The sequence below is a fragment of the Pseudomonas sp. GYB4201 genome (assembly GCF_056312595.1).
Window position 1 is genome coordinate 121,700 of record NZ_JBWGIG010000003.1, and the last position, 22,269, is coordinate 143,968.

The window sequence follows — 22,269 nt, forward strand, 5'->3', positions numbered from 1 at the left end:
CAGTAGCTCAAGACAAGCACCCTGCAGCAGCTGCCGCCAGGCTGCGCGGGCCGGGGTGAACACTGGGGATTTTCAGTGAGCCATAGGGCCTGCGCAGCCTTCGGCAGCGGCTACAGGGTTGAGACCAGGTGGCCGCCGTCTACTGCCAGGGTGGCACCGGTCATGAAGTTGCCGGCCTCGCTGGCCAGCAGCAGCAAGGGCCCATCAAGCTGCGGTAGCTGCCCCAGTTTGCGCATGGGCACTGCCGATTTGATGTAGGCCTGGCCCTTCTCCGAGTTGAAGTAGCTGTCGTTCATCTCGGTCTGGAAATATCCGGGGGCGATGGCGTTGACGCGGATGTCGTATCGCGCCAACTCCAATGCCAAAGCCTTGCTCAACTGCAACACACCGGCCTTGGCCGCGCAGTAGTGGCTCAGGCCAGTGCCCACGCGCTCGCCCAGTATGGAAGCGATGTTGATGATACTTCCCCCCTGCCCGGCCTTCGCCAGACGCTGGGCCGCGCACTGGGCCACGCGCCAGACACCGTCGAGGTTGGTGGACAGCATGGTGCTCCACTCCGCCTCGCTGACCTCCAGCGCTTTCACCGCACCGCCAACACCCGCATTGTTGACCACCACATCGACCACGCCAAAGGCGCGCTGCGCCGCATCGAACGCCGCCTCAACGCTGCCGCGTGAGGTCACGTCCAGCGCCACCGCCAGCACCTCGCCGCCTTGCTCACGCAAGCGTGCGGCCAGTGCCTGCAAGCGCTCCTGGCGACGCGCGGCGATAACTACCCGCGCGCCGGCGGCGCTGATCACCTGGGCAAAGTGCTCGCCCAAACCGCTGGAAGCCCCTGTGACCAGCACCACCTTGCCCTGCAACGAAAACAGAGTATTCATCACAACACCTCGAACAGGCCGGCGGCACCCATGCCACCGCCCACACACATGGTAATGACGACGTACTTCACGCCGCGCCGTTGCCCTTCCAGCAGGGCGTGCCCGACCATCCGCGCGCCGCTCATGCCGTAAGGGTGGCCAATGGCGATAGCACCGCCGTTGACGTTGAGTCTTTCATTGGGGATGCCGAGCTTGTCCCGGCAGTAGATCACTTGGCAGGCAAACGCCTCGTTAAGCTCCCACAAGCCGATGTCTTCCACCCGCAAGCCATGCTGCTTGAGCAACCTGGGCACCGCCAGCACGGGCCCGATGCCCATTTCCTCCGGAGCCAGGCCGACCACTGCAATCCCACGGTATAGCCCAATAGGTTCTAGATTGCGCCGCTGCGCCAGGCGCCCGTCCATCAACACACAAGCACTGGCACCGTCGGACAACTGGCTGGCGTTGCCCGCGGTAATGCTGCCTCCCTCCACCACCGACTTGAGCTGGGCCAAGTCCGGCAACACCGTACTCGGACGGTTGCCCTCGTCCAGGTTGAGAGTCACCGGTTGCAGGGTAACCAGCCCGCTGGCCTTGTCCTGCACTGACTTCAGGTTGCTGACTGAAATGATCTCGTCGGCAAACAGCCCCTCCTGCTGAGCGGCTGCAGTACGCTGCTGGGATTGCAGCGCATAGGCGTCCTGCTGCTCCCGACTGATGCGGTAGCGTTTGGCCACCCACTCAGCCGTCTGCAGCATCGGCATGTAGGCATGAGCGGCATGCTGTTCCACCCGCGGGTCACGCTCGGCGAATGCCCACTCCATGTTGCGCGCCTGGACCGCGCTGATGTTCTCTTGCCCGGCGCCGATGGCCACGCGCATGCCGTCATGTACGATCTGCTTGGCCGCTGTGGCAATCGCCATCAGCCCCGAAGCGCACTGACGATCAATGGTCTGCCCGGCCACGCTTAGCGGTAAGCCCGCTGCCAGCGCACTCATGCGTCCCAGGTTCCAACCCGCCGTGCCGCCAGGCATGGCGGTGCCCATGACCAGGTCCTGGACTTCGCCCGGCTCGATACCAGCCCGCTCCACGGCGGCCGAAATGGCCAGCGCCGCCATGCTGGGTGACTTGAGGGTGTTGAAAGCACCCCGGTACGCCTTGGCGATCGGCGTGCGGGCGGTTGAAAGAATGACAGCGTCCGACATAAATGGATCTCCTGACTAGAACGTTCAAAGACGCTGAATATGAGTGCGATGTTCAGCCACCAGACGCTGCAGCAAGGCAGCAGGCTGGAACCACATCTGGCCGTGATCGCCCAACTGCTCGCGATAGCGCTCGATACCGGCCAATACCCGCTCAAGACCCAGTTGCTCGGCATAGTGCAGCGGCCCGCCCAGCCAGGCGGGGAAGCCGTAACCGTTGATCCACACCAGGTCGATATCACCGCTGCGCTGGGCGATGCCTTCATCGAGCAACTGCACGCCCTCGTTGATCAACATGAACAGGCAGCGGTCATGGATCTCCTGGTTGGAGATCACCCGACGGGCAATGCCCAGTTCGCTGGCCAACACCTCGGCGCACGCCACCACTTCATAGTCCTCGATGCGCTCGCGGCCGTTGTAGCGGTAAAAGCCGCGACCGGTCTTCTGCCCGTAATGCCCCTGGGCAAACAGCTCGTCCGCCAGCTTGCAGTAGCTGGGATCATGGGCAATGGCCTCGCGCCGTGACTCGCGCACGCGGTAGCCGACATCAATGCCGGCCAGGTCGTACATCGACAGCACGCCCATGGCCAACCCCAGATCGGTGAGCACACCGTCGACCTGGGCCGGGGTGGCACCTTCCAGCACCAGCCGATGGGCTTCCCGCGCGTAGGGTTCGAGCATGCGGTTGCCGATAAAACCGAAACACACCCCCGACACCACGGCAATCTTGTCGAGGCGCCGCGCCAGGTCCAGCGTCGTGGCGAGGACCTGGGCCGAGGTGTCACGGCCGCGCACCACTTCCAGCAGGCGCATGATGTTGGCCGGACTGAAAAAATGCAGGCCAATCACGTCCTGAGGCCGGCGAGTAACTCCCGCAATCAGGTCCACGTCCAGGGTTGATGTGTTGGTGGCCAGGATCGCCCCCGGCTTGCACACCTCGTCCAGAATGCGGAAAACGTTCTGCTTGATCGACAGGCTTTCGAACACCGCCTCGATCACCAGGTCAGCCTGGGCGATATCGGCGTATTCCAGGGTCCCAGTGATCAGCGCCATGCGCTCATCCAGTTGCCTGGCGTTGAGCTTGCCGCGCTTGACCGCGCCATCGTACTGCTGGCGGACATGGGCCAGCCCACGGTCCAGGGCTTCGCCCTTGAGTTCCAGCAAGGTCACGGGGATGCCGGCATTGGCGAAATTCATGGCAATGCCGGCACCCATGGTACCGGCGCCGATCACCGCCACGCTCGCCACTGTGCGACGCGGCGTGTGTTTGTCGACACCCGGCACCTTTAGGGCCTCGCGCTGGGCAAAGAATTGATGGCGCAGCGCTGCCGACTGGGGCGACGACTCCAGCTGGGCGAACAGCGCCTGTTCCTTGGCCAGGCCCTGGGCCAGGCTGCCCTCGCAGGCGCCGCGCACCGCCTCCAGCGCCAAAAGGGGTGCCAATTGCCCGCGCCAGCGATGGGCATTGTTAGCGGCGTGTGCGCTGAAGAAATCTGCTGACAGGCCCTGAGCAGGGTTGGCATAGGGCCAAGGCCGCTGCGCGGGGGCGGAGGTTTGCAGCACATCGGTGGCAAAGTTCACCGCTGCGCCAAGCAGCTCATCATCATTATCGACGACAAAGTCTATAAGCCCCAGCGCCAGGGCCTTAGTCCCGCTCACCGGTTCGGCTGAGAGAATCATCTCCAGCGCTGCCTGAGCACCGATCAGGCGTGGCAGGCGCTGGGTGCCGCCGGCACCGGGCAACAGGCCGATGCGGGTTTCCGGCAAGCCCAGGGCAGCACTGGCCGTGGCCAGGCGATACCCGCAGGCCAAGGCCGTTTCCAGGCCGCCCCCCAGGGCTATGCCTGAGATCGCGGCGATCACCGGTTTGGGCGACTGCGCCAGCCGTTCCAGCAGCCCGGCCAATCCAGGCGTGGCAAAGGCCGCCGGGGTGCCGAACTCGCTGATGTCGGCGCCAGCGCTGAACGCCCGTCCTTGGCCATGGATGACCAGGGCCCGAACCTGTGGGTCATCAATAGCGCGTTCTAAGGCCTCAGCCAAGGCCTGGCGCAGCGCTTGGTCCAACGCATTCACGGGCGGCCGGGCCAGTCCGATCAGTACTACCGAGCCCTCGCAGCGGTAGTCAATCAATGCAGTCATGGGAAGGCTCCAACAAAAAGGTCAAAGGTCAGAACCAGTGGTTCTGCATGTCATGGCAACTACGGTTGCCCGCGCATAGCAGCTGGGCGATGCCCGGCAGTACGGCCAGTTCCCACTCCAGGTAGTAACGCGCCGTGTGCAGCTTGCCGCGGTAAAAATCTGCCTCCGCGCCTTGCGCGCCTTGGCTCAGCGCGGCTTCGGCGAGCATGGCCTGGCGCAGCCACACCCAGCCCACCAGCACCCGACCGAATAGGTCCAGGTAGGCGGTGGCGTTAGCCAGGCCGCGGTCGACGTCCTCGGCCACCTGCTGCTGCAGTGCGGCGGTCACCTCGCGCAGCACCGCCAGGCCCGAGGCCAGGTGCCGCGCCAGGGGCTGGCAGTGTTCCAGCCGGGCGGCTTGGTGCAGGCTGTCCTGCACCTGCGTCAGGAACAGCGTGTAGCCCCGGCCGCCCTTGAGCCTCAGTTTGCGCCCCAGCAGGTCGAGGGCCTGAATGCCTTCAGTGCCTTCATGAATGGGGTTGAGGCGGTTGTCCCGGTACAGCTGCTCCAGGGGGTACTCACGGGTATACCCGGCGCCGCCAAGAATCTGAATGCCCAGGTCCGATGCCACCAGGCCGTAGCGCGACGGCCAGGTCTTGACCATAGGCGTCAGCAAGTCCAGCAACTGCGCCGCGTCGTCGCGGGCCTGGGGCGTGGTGCCGGTGTGGACATCCTCCACCAGGCTGCTGGCATACAGGCACAGCGCCAGGGAGCCCTCGGCATAGGCTTTCTGCGTCAGCAGCATGCGCCGCACATCGGCGTGCTCAATGATCGGCACCTGGCGGATGGCCGGGTCCTTGCAGCTGGCCAGGCGGCCCTGGGGCCGTTCGCGGGCGTAGTCCAGGGCATGCAGGTAACTCTGGTAGGCCAAGCTGGCCGCGCCCAAGCCCACGCCGATGCGCGCCTCGTTCATCATCTGGAACATGTAGCCCAGGCCCTTGTTGGCCTCGCCCACCAGATAGCCCACGGCGCCCGCGCCCTCGCCGAAACTCAACACAGTGGAGGTGGTATTGCGGTAACCCATCTTGTGCAGCAGGCCGGCCAGGGCCACGTCGTTGCGGGTGCCCAGCGCGCCATCGGCGTCGACGTTGAACTTGGGCACCACGAACAGCGAAATGCCTTTCACCCCCGCCGGGGCGCCCTCGATGCGGGCCAGCACCAGGTGCACGATGTTCTCAGTGAGTTCATGGTCCCCGCCGGAAATGAACATTTTCTGCCCGAACACCCGGTAGGTGCCGTCTTCAGTCGGCACCGCGCGGGTGCGCAGGTCGCCCAGCGCCGAGCCTTGGCCAGGTTCAGTCAACGCCATGGTGCCGCTGAAGCGCCCGGCGAACATCGCCGGCAGGAAGCGCTGCTGCACCTGCGGCGCAGCAAAGCTTTTGATCAGATTGGCCGCGCCAATGCTCAGGAACGGGTAACCGGTGGTGGCGATGTTGGCCGCGTTGAAATATGCCATGCAGGCGCGCAGCAGCACTTCGGGCAGTTGCAGTCCACCGTCGGCAAAGTCATGGTGTGCCGCCAGGAACCCGGCATCGGCGAAGGCATCCCAGGCGTGCCGGGTTTCGGGAATCAGAGTCACCCGCTCGCCATCGAAAGTGGGTTCGTGCTGATCGGCCTTGTGGTTGTGCGGGGCGAAAAATTCCGCCGCTACCTGACGGGCCGTGGCCAGGGTGGCGTCGAACACCGACCGGTCGTGCTCGGCGTACCGCTCACGCTCAAGCAAGGCCAGGGTATCGAGGAATTCGTACAGCAGAAAGCTCAGATCGCGTTCGTTGAGCAACATAAAGGTAAGTCCCACCGAGAAAAGTCATGAGCGAAAACGACATCATGTTGTAACAGCGCCCGCCCCCGGTTGCGTCGAACCGGGGGTGGAGTTTGGGATGGATTCTGCCTGCAGGGAGGGTGGAGTGCCCTGCCCCGTCAGCTCAACAGCCCGACACTGCGGGCCTTGCGCAGGGCTTCATCGCGGTCGTTGACCTCAAGCTTGCGGAACAGGTTGTTGATGTGGGTCTTGACCGTACTCAGGCTGACGAACAGCGACTCGGCGATTTGCGCGTTGCCCTGGCCACGGGCCATGCGTTGCAGCACCTCGCGCTCGCGACGGGTGACCGGCTCGATCAGGCGTTGGGCGGCCCGCAATGGCTTCACCAGGCCAGGCAACCATTGTTGCAATAGCTGGGCATCGGGTAACGGGCGTTGCAGTTCATACTGCTTGCGAGCGTCCGGGGCCAGCAGTTGCTGAAACAGGTCGCTCAGGGCCACGCCTTCGTAGTGCAACAGCTGGCCGAACTGATGCTCGCAGGCCAGCGCAACGGCCTCGTCCAGCAGGTGCATGGCCTGTGGCTGGTCGTGCTGGTCCAGTGCCACACTGGCCTGCAACAGCACAATGTCCAGGCGCAGCCGGTGGTGTTGATGCTCCTGCGCCAGCTCACCGAGCGCCTGCACGTACTGGTTCACCACGGCCCGCTGACCCAGGTGGCGCTGCACCCAGGCGTAGGCCAGCAACTCATCGGGTTGCAGGTCTTCACCGTACTGCCGGTTGCACCAGTGCCACTCGTGCAGCCAGCTCAGCAGGAAGGCCTGATCGCCATGACGCACCGCGTGGCGTACCCGCCATGCCCCGGCCAGGCGGTACACCCGCCATTGGCCAAAGTCCTGTGCAAGGCGTCGCGCCTGGTCCCACTTGGCCACGGCACGCAGTGCGTCGCCCAGCGCATCGAACAAGCAGGCTTGGTGATGGAAAATAAGTGCCAGCGCCGCGCCGTGGGGGAAGTCCATGGCAATCTTTTCGGCCCGGGCCAGGCTCAGGGAGGCGGCGCTCAAGGCGTTGCGCTGCATCAGCACGAGGCCTTGCCCCAAGTGCAGGAAGGCATCGTAGAAGTTCCCTGCGACCTTGCCTGCGCCCGACGCCAGGTCGCCTTCAAAGAACCGCTGGCGTGCCTGCTCGGTCTTGCCCTGGGCTAGTTCGATCAGCCCTGCCTGCAGATGCAGCCGGTGGGTATAGCCTTTGAAACCCAGCGCCGACAGCTGCAGCAGGGCCTGGTCATTCTGCAGCCGGGCATCCTCCAGGCGCCCCAGGGCGGCCAGGCAAGCGGCGCTGTTGGCATTCAGGATGGCGGTGGCCGCGTTGGCCTGCGGGTACCGCTCCAAGGCCATGCGCGCCACGTCCACGCCATGGCGCAGGTTGCCGCCCAGCCAAGCCAGGTGGCTGCGCAGGAAAGCGATGGTTTGCATGACCCGCTCGGCCGACGGGCCGCCCAACCGCTTCAACGCGCCGATACAGGCGCGGGTGCGCTGGATGTCATTGGTGACGATCAGCGCCGAGGCCTCGGTCATGGCCAGGTTGAGGTGGTCAGTTTCACTGTCGCGCAGCGCGTGGCCGAGGAAGTCGACGATGGCGTTGATCTCGCCCTCGCGCAGCAGGTCGAAGGTGTGCTGCTCCACCGTGCGCATCACCGCCTCGGTGTTTTTTGCCCGGCCATACTGGGACACCGCCTGGGCATAAAAGGCATTGGCCAGCAGCCAGTCGGCTGCACGCTGATGCAGCTGCAGCAGCCGGTCGGGACGCCGCCTGCGCAACCGTTGCAGCGCCGTCAGACGCAAGGCCGGGTGGTATTGGTAGCGCAGGCGCTCGCCGATCCGATCCTCGATGAATAGGTCAAGTTGCAACAGCTTGCGCAGCGGCGCCTCGACCTGGGCATCGTCGGTCAGCACCGTGGCCAGCTCCAGGTCGAACGCGCTGACCACCGAGGTGTGCTCGATGAAACGCACCAGTGCCTGGGGCAAACAGCGCAGCACGTCTTCCTCGATGAACTCGCCGATGTGCTGATAGGAGCCGAGCACCGCCTGCTCCAAATGCTCGGGCGACGGATCGAGAAAGGACAATTCCCGATACGCCGAACACCAGAACAGCACGCCGCTGATCCAGCCTTCACTGCCCGCCTGCAAGCGATAGACGAAGGCGGGTTCCAGTATTACGCCCTGGGCCAGCAGCACCTGCTGGGTTTCTTCAGCGTCCAGGGCCAGTTCCCGCGGGCCCAGCAGCCGCACACGGTTGTCGCGCCGCAGGTGGCTGAGGCCCAGCGCCGGTGCGCCCTCGCTGGCGACAACCAGGTGCAGGTGCCGGGGCGGCTGGTGCAGCAACGCCTCCAGGTAGCCCAGCACCCGCGCCGAGCGCAGCAGGTGCAGGTCATCCAGGCACAGGGTGAAGGGCGCGACCAGGCCGTCGAGGTGGCTGCGAATGGCGGACCATGCCTGGTCTTTGTCCATGTCCACGGGCACCGCGCGCTTGAGCAGCAGGTGGTACAGGTGGCCGATGAAATGCACGGGGTCATTGTCTGCGCGGTCGATGCGCAGGAACCCCAGGGTGGTGCCGCGTTGCTCGGCCAGTTGGCTGAGCAGCAGCGACTTGCCATAGCCCAGGGGCGCGCGCAGCAGTACCAAGGTGGCGTCGCCCTGCAACGCCGCAGCAATCTGGGCCATGGCCCGGGGCCTTGGGATTAGCGTGCGCGGCATGGGCGCAGGGCGGAACTTGCTGGTATCGATGGGTAACTTCACAGCGACTGCCTTGTACCACGGGTGGTGTTGAAACGATCTTACCCCGAAGGGTCAGAACTGCGCGCGAATCAGTTTCTTGTCCAGTTTGCCGACGCTGGTGCGCGGGATCGCCGCCACCACCCGCACCTCCGTGGGAATGGCCCATTTGGACAAAGCCCCCTGGGCGACGAAGCCGGTCAGGTGCAGTTTGAGCGCCTCGGCATCCAGGAGCGGTGACGCGGCGGCCTGCACCAACAATGCTACCGGTCGTTCGCCCCAGCGCGGATCAGGCACGCCCACCACGGCGCATTCACTGACATTGGGGTGACGGCTGATCAGGCTTTCGATGTCCAGGGACGAAATCCATTCGCCACCGGTCTTGATCAGGTCCTTGAGGCGATCATGGATGTGCACCAGGCCGTGGGCGTCGATGCTGGCCACATCGCCGGTGTGCAACCAACCGCCTTCCCAGAGGGTTTCGCTGTTGACCGCGTCTTTGAAGTAGCCGGGGGTCAGCCAGGGGCTGCGGATCAGCAACTGGCCCACCTGCTGACCGTCCTGGGCCACCGGCTGCTGGTGTTCGTCTACCAGCTTCATCTGCACCAGCGGCGCGATCACTCCAGCACTGCAACGCCAGTGCAGTTGTTGCTCGGCCTCCAACTCGGAAAACTCGGCCGGCAGGCAGGTGAGGGAAACGATGGGGCAAGTCTCGGACATGCCGTACGCGCCACGCACGTCCACGTTCATGCCCTGCGCCCGGTGGGCCAAGCCTGTGGACAGCGCTGAACCACCGATCAGCACGTGCCAGCCGGACAGGTCGGCGCCACTGGCCAGGGCGGCATCCAGCACCATGGCGAGCAAGGTCGGCACGCAGTGGGAGTAGTCGACCCGTTCATCGACAATCATGGACGCCAGCAGCCCAGCCTCGTAACGGCCGGGGTACACCTGCTGGCAGCCCATCATAGTCGCAATGTAGGGCACACCCCAGGCGTGAACATGGAACATTGGCGTGATAGGCATGTAGACCTTGTCGCGATTGAGCAACGCCGCCCCGGCACTGCCATGGGCATTGGCCCCCGCCAGGGTGTGCAGCACCAGTTGCCGGTGGGTGAAATAGACGCCCTTGGGGTTGCCCGTGGTGCCGGTGGTGTAGAACAGCGTGGCCACGGCGTTCTCGTCGAACTCAGGGAATGAATAGTGGCCGGGCTGTGCCGCCAGCAGCGTTTCATATTCACCCAGCACAGGTAGCGAGGTGGGCACGGCGCCGCCATCGTCCTCGCACAGCAGGTATCCACGAACCATGGGCAACTGACCGGCGATGGTCTCCAGCAGTGGCAGGAAATCGCGGTGGGCCAGCACCAGCGTGTCTTCGGCGTGGGCCATGGTGAACTGCACCTGCTCGGGCGCCAGGCGCACGTTCACGGTATGCAGCACCGCGCCCAGCATGGGGACGGCGAAGAAGCATTCCAGGTAGCGATGGCTGTCCCAGTCCAGCACCGCCACCGTGTCGCCGGCCACAACGCCCAGCGCGCTGAGGGCATGGGCCAGCTGATGCACCCGGCGATTGAACGTGGTGTAGTCGTGGCGCATCTGATTGCGGTACACGATCTGGTTGTCGCCGGCGGCGCGCAGGCCGGTCTCCAGCAGCCCGCCAATCAGCAGCGGTGACGGTTTGCAGCTCGCGGTGGCGGGCAGAAACTTGGGTTGATGAGGCAGGTTCATCGGTCCTCCGGTGGCATCGGGTCTTGTAGTTATTGGCCATGTGTATAGCGCGTTGCCGTGGGGGCCATCTTCAACCTGCGGGTGGACATGCAACAGGTGCCGGGTGGACATTTTGCCGCTGCAACATTTTGCCCAACCCGCGTTCTCCACCCCGCCCCCCTGCAAATTCCACCCGTAGGTTGAAGCCCCGCCACCGCCTCTCCCCTCTAATAGCCCCACACCCCTTGTAGCCGCTGCAGCAAGGCGGCCCTGCACATTTTCAGTGAAGCACAGGGCCCGAGCAGCCTGGCGGCAGCGGCTACACACCTCAGGAGCCGTACCCATGAGCATCTTCAAGCCCTTCACCTTTGATACCGTCGGCTCGATCGTCGCCGAATGGGGCGCCGCGCGTCGTCTGGGCGAGCTGCTGGGCGCCTGGACCGAGCAACGCAACCTGCTGATCGTCACCGACAAGTTCCTGCACACCGCCGGCCTGCTCGATGCGGCCAAGGCCTCGCTGCAAGCGGCAGGCTTCAGCATCAGCGTGTTCGACGACGTGGTGGCCGATCCGCCCGAGGCGGTGCTGCACGACTGCGTGGGCCAAGCCCGCGCAGCGGGAGTGAACCTGGTGCTGGGCCTGGGCGGTGGTTCGTCCATGGACATCGCCAAGCTAGCCGCCGTGCTGATCCCGTCCAGCCAAGCGTTGTCCGAGCTGTATGGCATCGGCAAGGTCAAGGGCAGCCGCTTGCCGCTGGTGCAGATACCGACCACTGCGGGCACCGGCTCGGAGGTGACCAACATCACCATCCTGACCACCGGCGAGACCACCAAGATGGGTGTGGTGGCCAACCAGCTCTACGCCGACAAAGTCATCCTCGACGCCGAGCTGACCATCGGCCTGCCGCCGCTGACCACCGCCGCTACCGGCATCGACGCCATGGTGCACGCCATCGAGGCCTACACCAGCCGCCACCGCAAGAACCCGGTGTCCGACGCCTTGGCCCGTGAAGCCCTGCGGCTGTTGGCCGGCAACCTGATCTCAGCCTGTGAAGATGGCAAGAACCGCCTGGCCCGCGAGGCCATGCTGCTGGGGGCAACACTGGCCGGCCAGGCCTTCGCCAACGCCCCGGTGGCGGCGGTGCACGCCCTGGCCTACCCGCTGGGTGGCCACTATCACATCCCCCATGGTCTCTCCAATGCCCTGATGCTGGGCCCGGTGCTGCGCTTCAATCTCAGCGCTGCTGCCCCGCTGTATGCCGAATTGGCTGATGTGCTGCTGGGTGCCAGCAGCGCCACCATCACCAGCCGCGCCACACGGTTTGTGGAATACATGGAAGACCTGATGAACGCCTCCGGCGCACCTCGCCGCCTGCGCGACGTGCAGGTGACCGAGGGCAGCCTGGCGCTGCTGGCCAGCGATGCCATGAAGCAGGAACGCCTGCTGCAGAACAACCCGGTCGAGGTGCGTGCAGCAGACGCCCTGGCCCTATACAAAAAAGCCTTCTAACCCGGCCTTCTATCAAGGAACACGCGTATGTCCACTGCACAGAACACCTACGATATCGTCATCCTGGGCGCCGGTTTTGGCGGCCTGGGCATGGGTGCCCAGCTCAAGCGCCAGGGCATCGACAACTTCATCATCCTGGAGCGTGGCCCGCGCATCGGCGGCGTGTGGCGTGACAACGCCTACCCCGGCGCGGCGTGCGATACCGAGTCGCACCTGTACTGCTACAGTTTCCACCCGCACCTGCGGGTGAGCAAAATGTATGCCGACCGCGACGAGCTGCTGCGCTACATGGACTCCATGGCCGAGCGCTATGAGCTGATGCCGCACATTCTGCTCAACAGCGAATTGACCCAGGCACGCTGGAATGAACGGGCCAATACCTGGGGCTTCGAGCTGGCCAACGGCCGCCGCTTGAGCGGCCGTTTCTTCGTACCCGCCTGGGGGCAACTGAATAACCCCGCCATCCCGGCGTTCAAGGGGCTGGAGAGCTTCGCCGGACGCTCGTTCCATTCGGCCCAATGGCCTGCGGACGTGGACCTGAACGGCAAGAAGGTGGCCAGCATCGGCGCCGCCGCCAGCGCCGTGCAATACGTGCCCGAAGTGGCCCGCCAGGCACAGCACCTCACGGTGTTCCAGCGCAGCGCCAACTGGATCATGCCACGCAACCAGATCGTGTTCACTGCGGAGCAACTGGACGCCTACGCCGCAGACCCCGCGCTGTTCGAGGAAAGCCGCCGCAACCTGCACACGTTCCGCGAGAACGGCTTTGCGCGGACCCGCCACGGCACCGAGGCGCAACTGGAAGGCGTCGCCATGGCCACCGGTCACCTGGCCGCCCAAGTACCAGATGCAGCGCTGCGTGCCAAGCTGACTCCAGATTATGAGTTCGCGTGCAAACGCATCCTGCGCTCCGACGACTACTACCCGGCGCTGATGCGTGACAATGTCAGTCTGGAAACCTCTGCAGTCGACCATTTCGTGCCCCAGGGTATCGTCGACAAGCACGGTACCCTGCATGAATTGGACGCCGTGATTTTCGGCACCGGCTTTGAAAGCCAGGCGTTCCATGGCGACCTTCAGGTGACCGGTATCAACGGCCAAACCCTGAGCCAGCGATGGGCGCAAGGCGCCGAGGCCTACCTGGGCATGAGCGTGCCGGGCTTCCCCAACCTGTTCATGATCTACGGGCCCAACACCAACCTGAACCACAACTCGATCATCACCATGCTGGAGATTCAGCAGCGCTATATCATCCAGGCCATTCAGGGCCTGGGCAAGCACCCGCGCGCCGCCGTGGACGTTAAGCTCGACACCTTCAACGCCTACAACGACAGCCTGCAAACCAATATGCAGTCCTCGGCATTTTCGTCAGACTGCTCCAGCTGGTACAAGAACGCCGCTGGCAAGGTGATCAACAACTGGTCGGGCACCGTGGACGAGTACAAGGCCCTGGCCGCTGACTGGAAGGTCAACGACTACCGCCTGCTGCAGGTCACGGAGGAGGCAGAGTGAGCGGCGACGCCACCGCGTACGCCGTGCCACTGAACGAGGTCGCCGCCGACGCGGTCGACCTGGTCCGGGCGTTTCGCGACAATGGCGAAATTTCTTTCCAGGACGTGCCCCTGGCAGCGGCGCGCGCCAACTACATCAAGGCCTGCGCCGCCAATGGCTTTCCGGCGCAGGCCGTGGCCGAGGTCTATACCCTGGACTACCCAGTGGCCGGTGGCACCGCTGCCCTGCGCGTCTACCGCCCCGCCGGCACACCGGCGCAGGCAATGACTCCCCTGGTGGTGTTCATCCACGGTGGTGGCTGGGTGATTGGCGATCTGGACAGCCACGACGGGCTGTGCCGTACACTGGCCAACCAGAGCGCGGCCACGGTGGTGGCCGTGGAGTACCGGCTGGCGCCGGAGCACCGTTTCCCGGTACCGCTGCAGGACTGTGCCGGAGCGCTACGCTATATATCCACTCATGCCGAACAGCTTAAGGTGGACCCAGGCCGCACGCTGCTGGCCGGTGACAGCGCGGGCGGCAACATGGCCACGGTGCTGGCCAACGACCCGGACAGCCAGACGCTGGGCCTGAATATCAAGGGCCAAGTGCTGTTCTACCCAGTCACCGACCTCAGCGCAAGTCAACCCTCGTACCGGCGCATCACCCGCGGCTTTCCCTTGACGGCCAACTCCATGCACTGGTTTCGGGAGCAGTACACCGGGCCGGTGGCTGATTTGAATGATGCCCGCCTGTCGCCGCTGCTGCATGCCGAAGGCCTTCGGCAGCCGCCGCTATTCATCCTCACCGTGGGGCATGACCCGTTGGCGGATGAAGGCATCGCCTACGCGGCGGCGGCCGCCCGGGCAGGCACGCTCGTGGAGCATGTGCACCTGCCTGCCCATGCCCACGGACTGCTGACCAGCGCAGGAAAGATCGTTACGGGCCAGCGCGTGCTGACCCAAGCCGCCCGCTTCGCTGCCCGAATACTGTCCTGACGGCCTGTAGACGCTGCCGCCAGGCTGCGCTGGCCCTTGCGTACACTGGAAATCTGCAGCGAGACACAGGGCCCGCGCAGCCTTCGGCAGCGGCTACAGGGCCTGTGCCAGTTTTTGGAGCGTGGCAGGTTGCCAGTGGCCAATCTCCACCACCCTGGCTGACCGCTGTCCCTTTCGAACCTGTTTTCGCCTGCGTCGGGTTCATAGACTGGCTTCAACACCGTTAAACCGGGGCTTACCCCCTTATTCACGACCGTCAACGCCGATGGAGGCGACTCAATGCGATTCCACAACAAAATAGCCATTGTCACGGGTTCGAGCTCAGGCAACGGCCGCGCGATTGCCCTGGCCCTGGCCGCCGAAGGCGCCTACCTGGTGTGTTCGGACCTATCCAAGAGCGCCCGCCCCGAAGGCTTCGAAAAAGACCTGCACATCGACACCGACGACTTGATCTGCCAGAACGGCGGCGAGGCCATCTTCGTCAAGGCCGACGTGTCGCGCTACGCCGACATGGACAACCTGGTGCAGGAAGCCGTGAGGCGCTTCGGCCGCCTGGACATCATGATCAACAACGCCGGCGTGGCAGTGGAGCTCAAAACCATCGTCGAGGAAACGGAGGCCGACTACGACCTGACCATGAATGTCAACACCAAGGGCACCTGGCTGGGCTGCAAGTTTGCCATTACCCAGATGATGAAGCAGGAGGTCAGCGCCACTGGCACCCGTGGCAAAATTGTCAACATCTCCTCCATCGGCGGCTTGGTGGGCCTGGCCCAGGAAGCGTCGTACTGCGCCTCCAAGGGTGCGGTCAACAACCTGACCCGCCAATTGGCCGTTGATTTCGCCCAGCACAAGATCAACGTCAACGCCGTGTGCCCAGGCTTTCTGGCCACTGCCATGGTGCGCCAGGAACTGGATAACCCGGAAATCAAGACCCTGCTCGAAGACCTGACCCCATGGCCGCGCATTGGCAACGTTGACGACGTGGCCAAGGCAGTGACCTTCCTGGCCTCGGAAGATGCGCAGTGGATGACCGGATCGCTGCTGACGGTGGATGGTGCTTACACCGCACAGTAAACAACGGTAGTAAAAAGGGGGGAGTGCCCGCAAGGCATTCCCCCCTTATTATTCCCGCTAGCGTTACGCCTCGGCTACGGCCGCCTCCGCGGCGCGTTCGGTGGCGGCGATGAAGCCGTCCACATCCGCGTCAGTCATCACGGTGGACAAGAACGCCTTGCCGGTCTTGGCAATGTGGTACCCCTCCAGCACCAGGTGGCGCTGCAGTCGGGTTACCCACTTGGCCTCTTCCTTGCTGGAATAACCGGAGCGGTAATCATGGATCTCGCGCTGGTGCCCAAATACCATGAACATCGACGAGAAACCGGTCACCTGCCCTGGGAACCCTGTGCTGGCAAAGGCCTGGGTCACGCCAGCACGCAGACGGTCACCCAGCACGTCCATGCGGTCGGATTCGGCCTGGGTGTACAGGTCCAGGGCAACCTTGCCAGCGGTCATGGTGATCGGATTGGCGGTGAACGTGCCGCTCCACGGCAACAGCGGCTTGCCCTCGCGGTGGTCGAACACTTGCATGAACTTGCGTGAACCCGCCACCGCGCCCACCGGGAAGCCGCCGCCGATGATCTTCGCCAGCACAGTCAGGTCCGGCTTGATGTTGAAGCGCGTCTGCGCGCCGCCGCTGTGCACGCGGAAGGTGATCACTTCGTCGAGGATGAACACGGCGCCGATTTCGGTGGCAACCCGGCGGATCATGCCGATGAATTCCTCGGTGACCGGCACGAAGCCGAAGTAGCTAGGTGCCGGGTCAATCAGGATGGCCGCAATGGCATCGCGGTTGGCGAGGATGATGCGTTCGGCCGCCTCGACGTCGTTGTAGGGAATCACCACCACATCGTTCTTGACGCCCTCAGGCACGCCCTTGGAATAACCCGTGGAGGTAGGGTCAACGCCCCAGTTCTCGGGCGAGGAGTCCAGGCTCACTTCGGCGTAGTCGTAGGAGCCGTGGTAAACACCTTCGCACTTGACGATCTTCGAACGCCCGGTGAGTGCACGCGCTGCCTTGATGGCGCACATCACCGCTTCGGTACCGGAGTTGGAAAAGCGAATCCATTCAAAGCTTTCGGCGCGGGCGCAGATGGTCTCGGCCAACACTACTTCAGGCTCGGTGGGCAGGGTGAAAGCCGTACCCTTGGTGACCTGCTCCTGAATGGCGGCAACGATGGCCGGGTGCGCGTGGCCGTGAATCAGCGACGCAAAGTTGTTCAGCAGGTCCAGCCGACGAGTGCCATCTACGTCAGTCACGTAGGCACCCGAGCCGCTGCCGGCATAGACAGGGAACGGTTCCTGCCACGGCAGGATACGCGTGATGCCGCCGGGCATGACCTTGCTGGCGCGGTCGTACAGGGCTTTGGATTGACTGTGGTTTTCGGGCCATTTGGCAGACATGGGGGTTCCTTGAAAAGGCAGTAGGCTGAAATCAGAGGTGACGCTTGAACCATTCGACGGCGGCAGTGCTGGAGGCCTCGAACTCGCTCAGGTAAGGGTCGAAGTGGCCGCAGTTCAGCAGCACCAGATTTTTCGGTTGCAATGCAGCCTCATAGGCTTTGAGGGCCGCGTCCGGCACAGTGACGGTATCTTTAAGCGCCACGATCATCTGCAACGGCGTGGGGCTGATGCGGTCCACTGCGTAGCCAGGTTCGTACTCGTTGAGCATCTCAATGCTCTTGAGAGTGACCTCGTTGCGCCAGGCCGGGGCCACATTGCGCTGGCTGCCGGTGAAGAAGTCGAAGCAGTCCTGGCCGGGCAGCGCACAGTCGGATTTCGGGTCTTCGTTGACTACTTCCATCACCAGCGCCTGGTTGCCGGCATAGCGCGCGGCGCGATCGGCCTCGAAGGCCTCGATCAAGCCAGGCATCAGGTCTGGGCGCACCGCCATGCGCACGTCAGCCGAGCCGCTGATGGCGGGCACCTGCGACGACACGCATTTGACCCGGCGGTCGAAGGCCGCCACTTGCAGCACGTGGCCGCCACTGTAGCTGGAGCCCCAGATACCGATCCGCGAGGCATCGACATTGTCCAGACTGCTGACGTAGGTGATCGCGTCGCGGTAGTCACGCACCTGCAACAGCGGGTCGGCCTCCTGGCGGGGCTGGCCGTCGCTGGCGCCAAAGTTACGGTTGTCGTACACCATCACGGCAAACCCCTGAGCGGCAAACAGCTCGGCGTAGCGGTCCAGGTACTGTTCTTTCACGGCTGTGAAGCCATGGGCCATGACGATTGCCGGATGGCGATCGGCGGCATTTTGCGGGGTGAACAGCCAGCCCTTCAAAGTCAGGCCATCGGTGGTCTTGAAGCTGATATCGGTACGCATGACGTCTCCTGCCAAGCCAGATTTTGCTGCCGCATATGCAGCGCTTGGGCCAATAGTGGCTGGGGATCGAGGGCAGGCACAGGTGCACAGTGGCCAAACTCCTGTGGTTGGAAGCCACGCGCTGGCATGGCCACGAAAGCGCGCATATTTGGCCCCCGCCCACCTGTTTGGGGATGCCCGTGCTGCCTATGATCCGGCCATGCTCCAGGCACTTCCCCGGAGCGCCAACAGTCCCGATACACTGGAGAACACCATGCTCGCCACTGCAATCAATGCCTCTGCCAAAATCACCGAAGTCCCAGCCGGCACGGCACCCGAGATAGTCAAGCGCATCATCGACGAGGAAGGTGGCGTTATCATCAAGGGCCTGTTCAAGGCCCAGGTCGATCGCTTCAACGCTGACATGGACGACATCGTCGCTGGTTGGGCCGCAGGCTACGATGGACCTGAGTGGATGAAGGAGTTCGCGGGCAAGAAGACCAAGCGCATTACCCAACTGATTCGCCGTAGCAAGACCTTCCGCGAGGAAATGCTGGACCACGAGATCATGCTGTCGTATGTCGACACCCTGATGCTCGACACCAGCGACGCCTATTGGATGAACGCTGCGCAGATCATCGAGATCCAGCCGGGCGAGAAGCAGCAGTTCCTGCACCGCGATTTGGAAAACTATCCAGTGTTCCGCAACCTGGGGCCTGCTGGGCCAGAAGTAATGTGCAACTGCCTGGTGGCATTGTCAGAATACACCGAGGAAATGGGCGCCACCCGCATCATCCCCGGCAGCCATGCCTGGCCGGACTTCAATGACCGCGACCGCATCGAGCAAACCCCGACCATCCCTGCCGTAATGGAAAAAGGCGACGCCATTCTCTACTCCGGCAAACTGGTGCATGGTGGCGGCGCCAATGTCTCCAACCGTCCTCGCCGTGCGCTTGCCCTGGCTTTCTGTCCGGGTTGGCTAGTGCCAGAGGAGGCCTACCCGTTCGCCGTGCCGCTGGAAATGGCACGTACCTTGAGTAAGCGCGGCCAGCAACTGACCGGCTTCCGTTCCATGCATAACCAGAAATTGGGCGGCGGCACCCTGTGGAGCCTGGACTACGTAGAGCTGGCCAAAGTCCTGGAACTGGACAACTAACCTATAGCCGCTGCCACCAGGCTGCGCGGGCCCCTGAGCACACTGGAAATTTTCAGCGAGGCACAGGGCCTGCGCAGCCTGCGGCAGCGGCTACAACGTCGTACCTGACGTAGGGATGCCCTGTCATGCCGCTCAATCCGCTGGCCCAGAAAGACATCAATTACCACCTGCACTCCTACACCGACGCCCGCGCCCATCAGGAAAAAGGCCCGCTAATCATCGAACGTGGCGAGGGCGTGTTCGTCATCGACGACCACGGCAATCGCTACCTGGAAGCAATGGCCGGGCTGTGGAGCACCGCCCTGGGTTTCAACGAACAGCGCCTGGTGGACGCCGCCCACCGGCAGTTGCAAACCCTGCCCTTCTACCACACCTTCAGCCATAAATCGCACCCGGCTAGCATCGCCCTGGCCGAGAAGCTGATTACCCTGGCGCCAGTACCGATGAGCAAGGTTTACTTCACCAACTCCGGCTCGGAAGCCAACGATGTGCTGGTCAAACTGGTGTGGTACCGAAACAACGCCATCGGCCAGCCGCTGCGCAAGAAATTCATCAGCCGCCTGGGCGCTTACCACGGCGTCACGGGCCTGAGCGCCAGCCTTACAGGCCTGGCCTCGGTTCACCAGGGTTTCGACCTGCCCCTCCCCGGCTTCCTGCATGTCAGCACCCCGCACTTTTACCGCCACGGCCTGCCCGGGGAAACCGAGGAGCGGTTCGCCGACCGCCTGGCCGCCGAGCTTGAGGCGCTGATCAACCACGAAGGGGCCCACACCATCGCCGCCTTCGTCGCGGAACCGTTGATGGGCGCCGGCGGCGTCATCGTGCCGCCGCGCACCTACTGGGAAAAAATCCAGCGAGTGTGTCGCCGTCATGACGTGCTGATCATCGCCGACGAGGTGATATGCGGCTTCGGCCGTACCGGCAAGCTGTTCGGCTGCGAAACCTTTGGCATCGTGCCGGACGCGATGGTGCTGTCCAAGCAGCTGTCGTCGTCCTACCAACCCATCGCCGCGGTGCTGATCAACGAAGCGCTGTACCACGGCATTGCCGACCAGAGCCACGAGCTGGGCGCGTTGGGCACTGGGTTCACCGCCAGCGGCCACCCGGTGGCAGCCGCGGTGGCGTTGGAGAACCTGCGCATCATCGAAGCAGACCAACTGGTGGCGCATGCCGAGCGGATCGGTGCCCTGCTGCATGAAGGCCTGGCAGCCCTGCGCGCGCACCCGCTGGTAGGCGAAGTGCGCGGCTGTGGGCTGATCGCGGGTGTTGAACTAGTGGCCAACCCCATCAGCAAGGCCCCGTTCGAATCCGTGGGGCGCCTGGGCAAATACTTCACCGCGCAGGCCCAAGCCAATGGCCTGATCGTGCGAGGTATCGGCGACACCGTGGCGCTGTGCCCGCCGCTGATCATCAACGAGGCAGAAATCAACTTGCTGCTGGAGCGCTTCATCCTGACGCTTGAGCAAACCCGTGCCTGGGCCAATGTCGCCAACTGACCCGGCAAGCAAGCCCAGTATCCAGTCACGCCAACGACTCGGCCTGAATGTAGCCCCGAACGGCGTAGAAGCTGGGCTCAAACGACTCCGCCAGCCCGGCGGCCTGCGCGGTGGACTTGCGCACCGAGACCGGTTGCCAAAAGGTGTATGAAGGGGTGGCCGCACGCTTCGGGCGCTGCGACATCCTGGTGAATTCGGCGGGTGCTACGCGTGCCGGGGCCTTTCTCGAATGACCCGCAGACGCCTGGCAAGATGGCTTTGCGTTGAAGTTTTGCGGCTGCGTGAATCTGTGCCGGCTGTTCTGGCCGCTGCTGCGTGCTGCGGGTGGCCATGTGGTCAACATCATCGGCGGTGCGGCACGTACCCCCGATCCGGGGTTCCTGATCGGAGACTTGGCCAATGGCGCCATGCACAATTTCACCAAGGGGCTGTCCGGTCAAGGGAAGCTGGAAGGAGTGAACGTGAACGCCATTCTTCCTGGTTTGACCGAAACCGACCGGATTGAACAGCTGTTCCAGCAACGAGCCGCCGCCAGCGGCAAAAACGGTCGATCTGGAGCGCGCGGCACAGGTCGAACGGGAAGGCCTGGTGCGCCTGGGTAAACCCGAGGACGTGGCGCAGTTGGCGGTGGTTCTTTGCGGTGAACAGTCACGCCATATTCAAGGCACTGCGATCGCTGTCGACGGCGGTGGCACCCCAGGTGTCTATTGAGTCCGGACGGTGCCTCACGCCTTGCCAGAGATGGCAGGAGCTCGGCCACTCCAAGCACCGCGGGCGCGCCTGCCCCTATCAGTACAGATGGCCAATGCTGTCCCGAAGCAGGCTGAGGACGCAATACCTGTCATGCCCCTAGGTTTTCAGGACGGCCTAAATGACTTCATTTTCCAAGCCGTACCAAAGCTGCGACCTGGTTAAATCAACGAAGCGCTGCTCGTCCTCGATGAGTTCCTTGAGGGCTAACCGCCCTTCGGGTGTAGCCCGTGCGGCCAGGTGCGCGTCCAGGTCATCCCACCACAGTTCAGCGCACCCATCAAAGTCAGCCCTCTCGGTGCCTCTGCTTCGCTGCAAAGCAGTCTGGGCCACCGAGTCAGGTAGTGGGCTGGTCTGGACGTACTTTCGGATTCCCAATAGCGCCGCATGCCTGCGCACCAGCGGCGCGTGTCGATTTCGCCAGTGCTCATCGAACGCCTCTCGCGTCAGGTTGGATTGACGTTTCACACACATGATCAGCTTTAGCACCGATTTACCCTCACTTGTCTGGAAGGCCCTGATTTTGTAGTGTGACAGTACTGTCAGAGTCAAGGACTGCCATGAAGATCGGAGCGCTCGCCTCGCTCACCGGTGTCAGTATTCGCATGCTGCGCTATTACGAACAGGAAGGACTGCTCAAGCCCCAGCGGGCAGCGTCCGGATATCGCCTTTACGGGGCTGCGGAGGTAAAACTCATTGAAGCGATCATGTTGCTGAATGACGCCGGTCTCACGCTGTCTACAATCAAAGACGTGCTCGAATGCGCCCCGGCAGTGACAGCTGCTTCAGCTCCTCTGTGCGACATATTGAGGGACCGAATCTGGCAGCAAGTTGCAGTACTTGATCAAAAAGCCGAGGCTCTTGAACGAAGCCGCGAAATGCTGATCAGCCTGCTCGGCCCTGGGCGCATGGCATGACCACTTCCGGTGGTGTCTGACGTGGCATTCGAGCCTGATCTGAAACCCTTGGAGCATAAAAGGGAGGCCGCGTAGAAGGGTTAACTGCAACAAGCACCTCCAGAGGCTTC

17 protein-coding genes and 1 pseudogene are annotated in these 22,269 nt (G+C 63.7%); 9 read left to right on the forward strand and 9 right to left on the reverse strand.

The window, feature by feature from the left end; all coding sequences use genetic code 11:
- Positions 1 to 110: 110 nt before the first annotated feature.
- The 6 genes from AC0Z2B_RS03995 to AC0Z2B_RS04020 form a co-directional block, all read right to left on the reverse strand.
- A complete protein-coding gene (locus AC0Z2B_RS03995; RefSeq protein ID WP_475505586.1) occupies positions 111 to 881 on the reverse strand; it encodes an SDR family NAD(P)-dependent oxidoreductase in 771 nt (256 codons plus the stop codon).
- Complete coding sequence (locus AC0Z2B_RS04000) at positions 881 to 2,065, reverse strand: acetyl-CoA C-acyltransferase (protein WP_476295234.1); 1,185 nt, start codon at positions 2,063 to 2,065, stop codon at positions 881 to 883. The genes AC0Z2B_RS03995 and AC0Z2B_RS04000 overlap by 1 nt, the downstream gene beginning before the upstream one ends.
- A 24-nt stretch (positions 2,066 to 2,089) precedes the next feature.
- Complete coding sequence (locus tag AC0Z2B_RS04005; RefSeq protein WP_476295235.1) at positions 2,090 to 4,201, reverse strand: 3-hydroxyacyl-CoA dehydrogenase NAD-binding domain-containing protein; 2,112 nt, start codon at positions 4,199 to 4,201, stop codon at positions 2,090 to 2,092.
- A 28-nt stretch (positions 4,202 to 4,229) separates the two neighbouring features.
- A complete protein-coding gene (locus AC0Z2B_RS04010) occupies positions 4,230 to 6,023 on the reverse strand; it encodes an acyl-CoA dehydrogenase (RefSeq protein ID WP_476295237.1) in 1,794 nt (597 codons plus the stop codon).
- Positions 6,024 to 6,160: 137 nt separating this feature from the next.
- Positions 6,161 to 8,722: a LuxR C-terminal-related transcriptional regulator gene (locus AC0Z2B_RS04015; protein ID WP_476295238.1), complete on the reverse strand. Its 2,562-nt coding sequence runs from the start codon at positions 8,720 to 8,722 to the stop codon at positions 6,161 to 6,163.
- Between the two features lie 126 nt (positions 8,723 to 8,848).
- Positions 8,849 to 10,498 (reverse strand): fatty acid--CoA ligase, encoded by a 1,650-nt coding sequence (locus AC0Z2B_RS04020; RefSeq protein WP_476295239.1) that lies wholly within the window; start codon positions 10,496 to 10,498, stop codon positions 8,849 to 8,851.
- Between the two features lie 322 nt (positions 10,499 to 10,820).
- Between AC0Z2B_RS04020 and AC0Z2B_RS04025 the strand changes: the two genes are divergently transcribed.
- The 4 genes from AC0Z2B_RS04025 (at position 10,821) to AC0Z2B_RS04040 (ending at position 15,550) form a co-directional block, all read left to right on the forward strand.
- Complete coding sequence (locus tag AC0Z2B_RS04025) at positions 10,821 to 11,984, forward strand: iron-containing alcohol dehydrogenase (protein ID WP_475505592.1); 1,164 nt, start codon at positions 10,821 to 10,823, stop codon at positions 11,982 to 11,984.
- A 27-nt stretch (positions 11,985 to 12,011) separates the two neighbouring features.
- Positions 12,012 to 13,496 (forward strand): flavin-containing monooxygenase, encoded by a 1,485-nt coding sequence (locus AC0Z2B_RS04030; protein WP_476295240.1) that lies wholly within the window; start codon positions 12,012 to 12,014, stop codon positions 13,494 to 13,496.
- Positions 13,493 to 14,473: an alpha/beta hydrolase gene (locus AC0Z2B_RS04035; RefSeq protein WP_476295241.1), complete on the forward strand. Its 981-nt coding sequence runs from the start codon at positions 13,493 to 13,495 to the stop codon at positions 14,471 to 14,473. The genes AC0Z2B_RS04030 and AC0Z2B_RS04035 overlap by 4 nt, the downstream gene beginning before the upstream one ends.
- A gap of 279 nt (positions 14,474 to 14,752) precedes the next feature.
- Entirely contained in the window at positions 14,753 to 15,550 is a 798-nt protein-coding gene (locus tag AC0Z2B_RS04040; RefSeq protein ID WP_476295243.1) for an SDR family NAD(P)-dependent oxidoreductase, read from the forward strand.
- A 63-nt stretch (positions 15,551 to 15,613) separates the two neighbouring features.
- On the opposite strand, the gene AC0Z2B_RS04045 is transcribed toward AC0Z2B_RS04040, so the two are convergent.
- The gene (locus AC0Z2B_RS04045) at positions 15,614 to 16,936 is read right to left on the reverse strand and encodes an aspartate aminotransferase family protein (RefSeq protein WP_476295244.1); all 1,323 of its coding nucleotides are present in this window, start codon (positions 16,934 to 16,936) and stop codon (positions 15,614 to 15,616) included.
- 31 nt (positions 16,937 to 16,967) lie between these two features.
- Entirely contained in the window at positions 16,968 to 17,951 is a 984-nt protein-coding gene (locus AC0Z2B_RS04050; RefSeq protein WP_475505683.1) for an alpha/beta hydrolase, read from the reverse strand.
- 163 nt (positions 17,952 to 18,114) lie between these two features.
- Here AC0Z2B_RS04050 and AC0Z2B_RS04055 point away from each other — a divergent pair, with 163 nt between their 5' ends.
- The 4 genes and pseudogenes from AC0Z2B_RS04055 (at position 18,115) to AC0Z2B_RS04070 (ending at position 21,203) form a co-directional block, all read left to right on the forward strand.
- Positions 18,115 to 18,996, forward strand: coding sequence for a phytanoyl-CoA dioxygenase family protein (locus tag AC0Z2B_RS04055; protein ID WP_475505597.1), 882 nt, complete (start codon positions 18,115 to 18,117; stop codon positions 18,994 to 18,996).
- 125 nt (positions 18,997 to 19,121) lie between these two features.
- Entirely contained in the window at positions 19,122 to 20,492 is a 1,371-nt protein-coding gene (locus AC0Z2B_RS04060; protein WP_475505598.1) for an aspartate aminotransferase family protein, read from the forward strand.
- Between the two features lie 71 nt (positions 20,493 to 20,563).
- Positions 20,564 to 21,094: pseudogene (locus AC0Z2B_RS04065) on the forward strand (SDR family NAD(P)-dependent oxidoreductase).
- A 10-nt stretch (positions 21,095 to 21,104) separates the two neighbouring features.
- The gene (locus AC0Z2B_RS04070; RefSeq protein WP_475505684.1) at positions 21,105 to 21,203 is read left to right on the forward strand and encodes a hypothetical protein; all 99 of its coding nucleotides are present in this window, start codon (positions 21,105 to 21,107) and stop codon (positions 21,201 to 21,203) included.
- Positions 21,204 to 21,359: 156 nt separating this feature from the next.
- Here the strand turns inward: AC0Z2B_RS04070 and AC0Z2B_RS04075 are convergent, their stop codons facing one another.
- The gene (locus AC0Z2B_RS04075) at positions 21,360 to 21,731 is read right to left on the reverse strand and encodes an EthD domain-containing protein (protein WP_475505599.1); all 372 of its coding nucleotides are present in this window, start codon (positions 21,729 to 21,731) and stop codon (positions 21,360 to 21,362) included.
- 71 nt (positions 21,732 to 21,802) lie between these two features.
- On the opposite strand from AC0Z2B_RS04075, the gene AC0Z2B_RS04080 reads away from it, so the two are divergent.
- Positions 21,803 to 22,159, forward strand: a complete 357-nt coding sequence (locus AC0Z2B_RS04080) for a MerR family transcriptional regulator (protein WP_475505600.1) — start codon at positions 21,803 to 21,805, stop codon at positions 22,157 to 22,159.
- The last annotated feature ends 110 nt before the right edge of the window (positions 22,160 to 22,269 follow it).